The organism is Burkholderiales bacterium, assembly GCA_013695435.1.
In the GTDB taxonomy this organism is placed as follows: domain Bacteria; phylum Pseudomonadota; class Gammaproteobacteria; order Burkholderiales; family JACMKV01; genus JACMKV01.
This window is the reverse complement of record JACDAM010000106.1, coordinates 1-5455: the sequence shown is the minus strand read 5'-3', so window position 1 is coordinate 5455 and position 5455 is coordinate 1. Positions and strand designations below refer to the sequence as shown.

General features: G+C 61.6%; 3 protein-coding genes and 1 pseudogene. All 4 read left to right on the top strand.

Annotated features, from left to right (window positions below; translation table 11 throughout):
• Nucleotides 1–272 precede the first annotated feature (272 nt).
• Nucleotides 273–1217, top strand: coding sequence for a VWA domain-containing protein (locus H0V78_05950; protein MBA2351328.1), 945 nt, complete (start codon nt 273–275; stop codon nt 1215–1217).
• Nucleotides 1218–1246: 29 nt separating this feature from the next.
• Complete coding sequence (locus H0V78_05945; protein MBA2351327.1) at nt 1247–2569, top strand: protein kinase; 1323 nt, start codon at nt 1247–1249, stop codon at nt 2567–2569.
• Between the two features lies 1 nt (nt 2570).
• A complete protein-coding gene (locus tag H0V78_05940) occupies nt 2571–3779 on the top strand; it encodes a serine/threonine protein phosphatase (GenBank protein MBA2351326.1) in 1209 nt (402 codons plus the stop codon).
• Nucleotides 3780–4489: 710 nt separating this feature from the next.
• A pseudogene (gene xth, locus H0V78_05935) lies at nt 4490–5258 on the top strand (exodeoxyribonuclease III).
• The last annotated feature ends 197 nt before the right edge of the window (nt 5259–5455 follow it).

The window sequence follows — 5455 nt, the reverse complement described above, 5'->3', positions numbered from 1 at the left end:
GCGGAATTTCACGTCACCGCGCCGTCGGCGGCGAGGATTCGATGACGCTGGTGGCGCAAAGCGGCCTCAAGCACCTGCGCGGTACCTGTTGCGTGAGGCAAAAGGGGCGGTTATCCTTCCTATACTTGCGCGACGTGCCGCGGTTGAGTGCTGTTCCACAAGCTGGGAATGCGTATTGCTTTGAATCGGACGCAGCCCAGCTTCGCCTGGTCGCTCTGTCCGCATTGGCGGCAGACTATAAGTAAAGCAAAGAGGAGATACGAACATGGTCATTGGAGTTCATCATGAGTGTCACTAAGCATCCGGATGCCGATGCAGCGTCGGTCATCGAAGCACCATCTTCTCCCGAATTGACAACCAGCACTCCAATGGAAGCAGAAGTCGTCACGCATCCGATGGGCAGCACCACTGATGCACAGGCAGAGCCGCTGGCGATCGAGGAGACGCCGGCCGGGGTCGCCGAGCCGGCCCAGGCCGCACCCGTACCGCAGGCGCGCGCCAAGACAAAGGGCGTCGCGGATCTCGTATTCGTCGTCGATGTGAGCGGCAGCATGTCGACGTGCATCGATGCGCTACGGAAGAACATTGAGACGTTTATCGATTCGTTGAGCCGTGGCGACGCCAACAACGCTGCGCCGGTTCGGGATTGGCGCGGCAAGGTGGTGGGGTACCGCGACATCGAGGCGGCCGAAGCCGAGCAACTGCCCTGGATTATCGACAACGAGTTCGTGCGGGATGCTGCCGCGCTTAAGTCGCAGCTCGCCCAGCTACAAGCCAACGGCGGCGGCGACGAGCCTGAATCGCTGCTGGATACGCTCTACAAGGTCGCCTCGATGGAAGCAACTCCGAAAGGCTCACAGACCGAGGATCCCGGCAAATGGCGCTATCGCAGCGACGCTGCGCGCGTCGTCATCGTGTTCACCGACGCTTCGTTCAAGGAGACGATGAGTATTCCCGAGGCCCAAGGTGGCTCGTTGCAAGACGTCGCCAACGTGATCATGGCCAACCGCATCATCCTGAGCCTTTTCGCCCCCAACTTTGAGGGCTACGACCGGCTGAGCCAGATCGACAAATCCGAATGGGAAGTGGTCGAGTTCGAGGGCTTGAATCCGCAAGAAGCGCTGCAGAAGTTCACGTCAGACCCGGTCAATTTCCGCACTACGCTGAAACAACTGGCCGCGAGTGTGTCGCGCTCGGCTGAGACGGTCGCGCTATAGACAAGCTGACTCTGCACTAAGCGCCGGCGATGGCCAAGAAGCTAAAGGTCGGCGACATCATTCGCGGCTACCGCATCACCAAGGTGTTCGGGCCGGGGATGATGGCGATCTCGTACGCGGCGCAGGCACATACGGGCGCGAAGGTTTTCTTCAAACAATACAAGTCGCCCGCGCCCACCGTCGTCTGGTACGAGGCGTTTGTCGCGTATCAGAAGGAGCTCTCGGCGCGCGTTCGAAACGGTAAGGCGGCGCACTTCGCAGTGCGTCAAATCGATGCCTTCGAGGAGGTGTGGGGTGGGCCCTGCTACTTCCAGGCGTACGAGTTTGTGGAAAACGGCGCCGATCTGCAGCAAATGCTCGACGCCGAGCGCGAGCGGCATCGCGTTACGAGGACTGCTCCTGCTCGCGATCCTGCGGTCTGGGCACGTCATGTGACATGGGCGAAGGTCTTCATGTCGGCGATCGCGGCCTTGCACGAAGGCAAAATCGTGCACGCAGACCTGAAGCCGGCGAACGCGTATCTCATCGAAGACTCAACCATCGGTTCGGGCTATCAGCTGAAGCTGATCGACATGGACTTCTCGCTGTTGGCCGATCGGCGAGCGCCGTGGCACGGGTTTCAGGCTTATATCGGCACCGACAATTACCGCTCGCCCGAGCACCTGACTCGCGGGTCGGTGCCGGGGCTAGCCTCGGATGTATTCACCTGCGGGCTGATGCTGTACGAGTTACTTGCCGGCGAGCATCCTTACTGGCGGGACGAACAGGCCGAGTACGCCAAGCTCGTCAGAACTCACGCCACAAAACCGCCTGCATTGATCGGTTCAATGCCGGCACCGGCGGAGAACGCCGAAGTGAGTGCCGCGCTTTTTCGTTGCCTGTCTCCCGACCCGGCGGCTCGGCCCACCGCGGCCGAGCTGCGCGCGATTTTAAGCGGCCGGGATACCAAGCCCGTCGCCCGCAAACCCGCTGCGGGCGCGACGAAAATTTCACCAGGCAAAGACGCAACGGTGGCGGGCCGCCCAGGTGGCGAGGCCATCATCTCGGATGGCATCGAGCTGATCGGCCCCGACGGACGCAGCATGCAGTTCAGGGTGCGCACCGCGCTCGGTAGAGCGCTCGTGCAGCAGTTCGGGCCCGACGGGGAATTCTGGGACAACAGCCAATGCGTAATTGAGCGCGATGCCAAGCGGCAATGGGTCGTGTCGCCGGTTGCAGGAACAACGAACGAGACTCTCGTGAACGGGGTCACGCTGGTAAAGCCCCGCGCGCTGCAGAACGGCGATCTAATCGCCGTCGGCCGTCAGGCGAAGGGCGTAGTGAAGCTGCCCCTGACCGCGCGCGGACGCTGAAATGGCGATCGAAGACGTCGCGACGCCCGAAGCCTTTGTTGATGACGCGCACGAGATAGTAGAGCCACAGCCCGAGCCCGGCGCGCCCTCGGCTTCGATACCGCCGACGCTGCCCGTTATCGATGTGCATGAGCTTGACTGGCAGGCGATTCGCAGTGCAATCGATCCCCCGGCAATGCGTGCCCGCATGCGCACCGTCGTCGAGCAAATGGAAACGTTGCTCGATAGGGCTGGTGGTCCGGGCCTGATGTTCGACAGCGATCGTGCGCTCGCGACCGACAAGACGATTCGCGTGGCCACGATGGACGCGACAAGACCTTTGTGGATCATTGGTGATCTGCATGGCGATCTACTCGCGCTCGAAGCTGCGCTGGCGCAGATCCGCGACCACGCTCGGTCAGCCAACGGCGGCGTACCGCGCATCATTTTTCTCGGCGATTTCTTTGACGATGAAGGCTTCGGTCTCGAAGTAGTGCTGCGTGTTTTTGAGTTGATCGTCGAAGCGCCCGAGAGCGTCTGCGTTATCGCAGGTAATCACGACGAAGCGCTGTCGTATGACGGCGTACGGTTCGGCTCCAACATATCGCCTTCGGACTTTGCCGACTTCCTGAATGCGAATCTCGCGCACGAATGGATCGAGCGTGCCGGCAAGCTGACGGTGCGATTAATTGCGCAGGCACCGCGCGCGCTGTTCTTCGCTGACGGACTTCTCGTTGCACACGGCGGTTTCCCGCTGGCAGACCTGCATCCGCAGCTTGCTGAAACCGGCGACTGGAACGATCCGGCGTGCCTGTCGGATTTCGTCTGGGTGCGCGCGCATCCGAAGGCGCGCAGGAAAATGCCGAACCGCTTTTCGCGCGGCAGCCAATTCGGTTATGAAGATTTCGCGGAGTTCTGCGCGCTGAGTACGCGGCTCGGGCGACCGGTCACGCACATGGTGCGCGGTCATGACCACCCAGAGGACCGCTACGCAATTCACCCCGCTTATCGCGCGCATCCCCTGCTGACAACGGTGGCGCTATCGCGCCGGCTTAACCGCGAGCAGTTTGGACCCTATGAGAGAGCGCCTACCTTAGCGCGTGTGGTTGAAGCCAGCCTGCCGCAGGTGTACCAGCTGCACATTCCAGCGGATTTAATTCGCGATGTTTTTCCCGAGCCCGAGCGCGATCGTGAAATCGACATCGAAGCCAGGGGGGATGCGCAACCATGAGCAGCGTGGTCCTGCGATGTCCCAACTGTGGCACTACGCGTACTGCGCTTGGCGAGTGTGAAGCGTGCCACGAAGCGCAGGTCCGCTATCACTGTACGAATCACACGCCCGGACGCTGGCTCGATGCAAGTGCGTGTCCGCAATGCGGCGCGCGCTTCGGCGACCCGGCTCGCCCACCGGCGCCACCCGCACCGCCTGAGCCAAAACGAAGAAGACCTGCGCCCGCAACGTCACGCGTGCCGACGCCCGCTGGGCCCACTAGGCCACGGCCGCCACCACCAGCGGGGCGGCCCGCTGCCGACGGCGGTGGTCCCTGGGGTCGTCGCGAGGAACTGCCCGGGGCAGGCGAGCACGAGCGTGAGGATGACGACGAAAGCTTCACGCGCGGCCCGCGCGGCGCTGGACCTTTTGCAACCTGGCAGGAGTTGCTCTGGGCCGCTGCGCGAGCGCGCCGTGTCCGCACCGAAACGGCGCCCCACCCTGAAGTTGTACCACCCGGGCGAGGCTTCGGCGGCTGCCTGCTGCGTCTGGTAATTCTCGTTGTGTTCCTATTCCTCGCAGTGACAATGGCTCCGTTTTTTCTACTACAGTTGTTCGGAATATATTGAGCGCGCCGGCGCGTGCAAACATGACGCACGCCTCCCCCGGTCCGTGATGCGAACGCTTCTCAGCGTTAATTGCGGTCTGAAGGCCTGCGCGCGCAAGCAGCTTTGAAGATCACTACTTACAACGTCAACGGTGTCAACGGTCGGGCTCCCTTGCTTACTCGAGTGGCTGGCAGAAACGGCGCCTGACATCGTCTGTCTTCAGGAGTTGAAAACCGACGATACGAAGTTTCCGGCGCGAGCGCTCGAAGATGCGGGCTATGGAGCGATATGGCATGGACAAAAGTCACACCACGGCGTTGCAGTTCTCGCCAGAGGCGAAGTACCAAAGGAAATACGCCGTGGCTTGCCGGGCGACGACGAAGACAAGCAGGCTCGCTACCTCGAAGCCGAAATCAACGGACTTGTGGTCGCCTCGATCTATGTTCCAAATGGCAACCCGCAGCCGGGGCCGAAATTCGATTACAAACTCGCCTGGTTCGAGCGCCTTATTCAGCACGCAGAGACGCTACATCAATCCGGCAAGCCGGTGGTTCTTGCCGGTGACCTGAACGTCGTCCCAACCAACCTCGACATCTACAACGCGTGGGTGTGGAGATTCGATGCGGTCATGCAGCCCAAAACGCGCGATGCGTATCAACGGTTGCTTGCGCAGGGCTGGACCGATTCATCGCGCCATCTGCATCCCAAGGAAAAGATTTATACGTTCTGGGTGAACGCGCACGCCTTTCAGCGCAACGCCGGTTTCCGCATGGACTTCCTGCTGCTTAGCGAGGGGCTGGTCCCGCGACTGGCGGAGGCCAATGTCGACGCCGAGTTTCGCGGCCGAGATCGAGCGAGCGACCATGCTCCAACCTGGATCAAGCTGAGCTAGCAGCGGACAAACCGTCCTCACTTGTCGACATGACGCAGCTTCGGTTGCGCGGCCGCAAGCTGCATGAGTGTCTCCGCCCGGTGGAAGTTCAGAACCAGCTGGACTTGTCGACCACGTTTCGCAGCGGCTGCCCGGCGAGAAAGCGGCTGCAGTTATCCGAAAGGATGTCGTAGCGCCGCTCGTCGAGATACGGACCA

Coding starts and splice junctions, on each gene's coding strand:
- H0V78_05945 (MBA2351327.1), top strand. CDS start 1,247: ATGGCCAAGAAGCTAAAGGTCGGCGACATCATTCGCGGCTACCGCATC.
- H0V78_05940 (MBA2351326.1), top strand. CDS start 2,571: ATGGCGATCGAAGACGTCGCGACGCCCGAAGCCTTTGTTGATGACGCG.